Origin of the sequence: Methanocalculus sp. (assembly GCF_030651615.1) — an archaeon.
GTDB lineage: Archaea > Halobacteriota > Methanomicrobia > Methanomicrobiales > Methanocorpusculaceae > Methanocalculus.
Map to the genome: position 1 here is coordinate 1 of NZ_JAUSCG010000061.1, position 3,928 is coordinate 3,928.

Annotated in this window: 5 protein-coding genes; 1 reads left to right on the forward strand and 4 read right to left on the reverse strand. The window is 49.4% G+C overall.

Annotation, left to right across the window (positions count from 1 at the left end; genetic code table 11):
* The 4 genes from Q7V06_RS02485 to Q7V06_RS02500 all read right to left on the reverse strand — a co-directional run.
* Nucleotides 1–237 (reverse strand): ATP-binding cassette domain-containing protein (locus Q7V06_RS02485; protein WP_370650798.1); only part of this gene is annotated, 237 nt, incomplete at its 3' end.
* Nucleotides 238–264: 27 nt separating this feature from the next.
* Nucleotides 265–1,056 carry a cobalt ECF transporter T component CbiQ gene (gene cbiQ, locus Q7V06_RS02490; RefSeq protein ID WP_304837585.1) on the reverse strand — a complete coding sequence of 264 codons (792 nt, stop codon included), beginning with the start codon at nt 1,054–1,056 and terminating at the stop codon, nt 265–267.
* Between the two features lie 35 nt (nt 1,057–1,091).
* Nucleotides 1,092–1,394, reverse strand: a complete 303-nt coding sequence (locus tag Q7V06_RS02495; protein WP_304837588.1) for an energy-coupling factor ABC transporter substrate-binding protein — start codon at nt 1,392–1,394, stop codon at nt 1,092–1,094.
* Entirely contained in the window at nt 1,391–2,086 is a 696-nt protein-coding gene (locus tag Q7V06_RS02500) for an energy-coupling factor ABC transporter permease (RefSeq protein WP_304837591.1), read from the reverse strand. Before Q7V06_RS02500 ends, Q7V06_RS02495 begins: the two co-directional genes overlap by 4 nt.
* A gap of 127 nt (nt 2,087–2,213) precedes the next feature.
* Here Q7V06_RS02500 and Q7V06_RS02505 point away from each other — a divergent pair, with 127 nt between their 5' ends.
* The gene (locus Q7V06_RS02505) at nt 2,214–3,554 is read left to right on the forward strand and encodes a cobyrinate a,c-diamide synthase (RefSeq protein WP_304837593.1); all 1,341 of its coding nucleotides are present in this window, start codon (nt 2,214–2,216) and stop codon (nt 3,552–3,554) included.
* The last annotated feature ends 374 nt before the right edge of the window (nt 3,555–3,928 follow it).

Genomic DNA, 3,928 nt, shown 5'->3' on the forward strand with positions numbered 1-3,928 from the left:
GACCCGCCGCCTCACATCACGAAGAGAGCGGGAATCATACTGAATGGATCTCCCTCCGATATCGACTTCACCTGAAGATGGTCTGAGGGTGCCGTTGCACATCAGAAGCAGTGTCGTCTTCCCGGCACCATTTGGTCCGACAAGAGCGGTCTTACTCCCCTTTTCGAGGGAGAAGCTGATACACTTCAGCGAGTCAGGGTGGCTCGTGTATGCAAATGATACCTCTGTGAAAGTAATTGCCGGATCAGACGTATGAACACCTCATTACAAAGGGAAGGGGATGGGAAGAAGAACCAGAATACCAGATAGCGAAAGGAATATGATGACAGGGATGATCTGAGAGGCGGTGATCGCACCTGTTGGTTCAAGGATCTCAAACTTACCGTCATAGCACCGTGCATCCATTGCTGACAGGAGATCTTCTCCACGATCCCATGCCCTGATGAAGAGCGATGATGCAAGCATCGATATGGCAAAGATCCCCTGTCTGAAAGATGAGTACCCGTTCCTCATCACCTGTGCATTATAGATCGCAACCGCCTCTCCGATGATAACAAAGATTGACCTGTACAACAGCATCGCAAGGTCGATGAACTCGGCCGGGAGCCTGAGGGATCTGAGAATACTGAAAAGTTCGATCATTGGAGTGGTTAATGCGATGAAGAGGAGTCCGCAGGTACCTCCGATCGCACGGGTGAGGATGAGAGTGGCATACAGAGCGGCATCCGTCGTTGCTGCCAGGGAGAACCAGGGGAGCGTTATCGTCAGGATTGGATCGCCTCCACCGGTCAGAAACAGGATTACAACCACACTCATCAGGGCAAAAGATGCCGGTATCATAAGAAGAGCGAGGTAGAGCCGGATAGGAATCTTTGCGAGAAAGACCGTGGTGCATGAGAGAGTGAGCCCTACAAATAGAGGGGCATATGGAGTATCTGCTGATATGGCGATCAGAATCCCCCCAAGCCCAAGGATAAGCTTTATCCGGGCATCGATCTCCCGGAGTGCATTCCTGCAGGCATAATCATCCAAAAAATGATGGTCGATTGATTGCACGGCTCTCTCTTATTCGTTGATCCTGATTGTATTAACTACGATGATGTACGTTTTGATCCTCGCCATGTGCCAAAGACATATCCGATCACAAATGCCCCGATTGCTGCCTGAAGGGCAAAGAGGAGTGATTCAATTTCACCACTAGGGGGCTCCCAGAGAGGATTTGCCCATGGTTCGTATCCCATCTCTTCAATGTAATTTGCGGCTGCACCATCGGCACCACCCCATGGCTCGTCACCCTCAGCAAGATTAGCCTGGATTGCGGCGTTCTGGATTAAGAATATCGCCGCAAATGCGATGAGAACTACAGCGACGATGATCTCAAGTCCGTGTTTCATGCCCATCCCTCCCTGAGTTTTGCTGCACGATCAGCAGTTATGACCCCAATCCTGATCAGGATCTCGGGTTTGAGCTGGATGATGTACTTGAAGACAAGTGCTATGACAAGCCCTTCGATAATTGCAAGCGGGATCTGTGTGATCGCAAAGATCGCACCAAAGGCGATAAAAGATGCCATAAATCCTCCTGCCTCGGCAGGGAATGCAAGGGCAAGCTGGAGTGATGTGACGACATAGGTGACGATATTTGCTAACGCCGCCGCAAAGAAGATAGTTACGTACTCGTTTATCCCGAACTTTTTTCCTGCGATAAATATCGCGTATGCAACTACTGGTCCTGCGACACCCATCGAGAAGAGGTTTGCACCAAGCGTCGATATCCCGCCATGGGCAAGGAAGAGGGCCTGATAGACAAGGACGATCAATGCCAGAACCGATGCGATGAACGGCCCGAAGAGGACGGCACCAAGACCGGTTCCGGTCGGATGCGAACAGCTTCCGGTAACTGAAGGGAGTTTAAGCGATGAGAGGACGAAGACAAACGCTCCTGCAACAGCAAGAAGCGGCAACGCCTCGCGATTTTCACGCACCAGCTTTCTGAGTGCATAAAAACCCATGATGACAAAGGGTGCAGATATGATGAACCAGATCTGCCACCAGGGGCTTGGTAAGAAACCTTCCATAATATGCATATTTTCACCAATTTATTTAAGCTAAATTAGATTAATTTGTTATAAGAACCTACCTATTCCGGTCCATGATCCCGAGCATTTTTCACGTTCGGTGACACAGGTCTTGATAGAGGAGAGGAGGCGTTTATTGCCGCAAAATGAGATAAAAATACCAAGGATCATCATCGCAGGCACCCATAGCGGATGCGGGAAGACAACAGTCGCTACCGGTCTCATGGGCGCGTTGAGCGCACGGGGCCTTACGGTTCAGCCATTCAAGGTGGGACCCGACTTCATCGACCCGACTCACCATACCTCCATCTGCGGCAGGGGATCACGAAACCTCGACCCATATATGATGGGAAAAGACGAGGTGGTCAATACATTCATCCAGGCTTCGGAGGGAGCCGATATTGCCGTGATTGAAGGTGTAATGGGGCTCCATGACGGCGTTGAAGGTACAGGAGAGTCAAGTACTGCAGATGTGGCACAGATTCTCTCATGCCCGACCATACTCGTCTGTGATGTGAAAGGGATGTCACGGAGCGTCCATGCGATGATCCTGGGATACACCACCTATGACCCGAAGGTCACCTTTGCAGGCGTCATCTACAATCGGGGAGGGTCAGACCACCACCGGGAGATGATCGGATCTGCTGAGAGGGTCCAGTCACTCGGCTGGATCCCACGACGGGACGAACTTCAGGTGAAGAGCCGCCATCTCGGCCTGGCAATGGCAGGTGAAGAAGAGGGGCTGCAAAAAAGCGGTGCAATAGTCGAAGAGTGCTGTACTATTGACAGGATCATACAGGCAGCATCCTCTGCACCCCCGCTTCAAAAAAGATATGAGGATATGAGTGAAAGAGAGGGGCAGGTTCAGATCGGCGTTGCGATGGATGCTGCATTCTGTTTCTATTATGCTGAGAACTTCAGGAAACTGAGGAGAGCTGGAGCTGACCTCATCTTCTTCTCACCAATGACAGACCATCTTCCTGACGTCGATGCCCTCTACCTCGGCGGGGGGTATCCCGAACTGCATGCAGCAGCACTGGAGAAAAATTCGAGCAGACAGGAGATCAGGAAAGCCGCCGATGCAGGGCTTCCAATATTTGGGGAGTGCGGGGGGCTTGTCTATCTATCCCGCTCACTCCGGACAGTTGAGGGTTCATACGCCGGTGTCGGAGTGATTCCGGGAGATGCCGAGATGAAAAACAGGTTTCAGGCACTTGGGTATGTAGACGGAACCGTCGCCGGAGACTACCCTCTCTTCCCACAGGACCTCTCGTTCAGAGGGCATGAATTTCATTATTCGATCCTCCATCCTGACAATGACTGCCGGTATGCCTTCACCCTGAAAAGAGGAAAAGGGATCATGGATGGGAAGGACGGAATCATCGAAGGAAACACAATTGCAGGATATACCCACGTCTATTTCACCGAAAGGTTTGCTGAAGCCTTTGTTGCAATGGCTGAGAAGAATAAAACCTGAACCTTTTTTTAGAATGATACCAAAAATTACGAATCTATGGAAGAGGCTCAAAAGGAATATACGTGTAAGATCCAACATTAAGACCGGGGTAGGAAATAACCAGAGCTGCGAAAGATATAATCAGTAAATAACCATAATGTAAATAGGCGAAACAACCAATTACATGAGATAATATCTACTATAGAATCAGCAATCGATAGATTTAAGTCATTACAAAAAAATAACGGAGAGATAATACTATGATTGCAAAATTTCAAGCTGGAATAACGACATTTGATGATTCTGCTAAGCTTGAAATATTATCCCTTTTTGGAAAAACCATCGATGAAGGGAATTTTATTGTTGAGAGCGACGATCCCACTCAAAGAGTTATG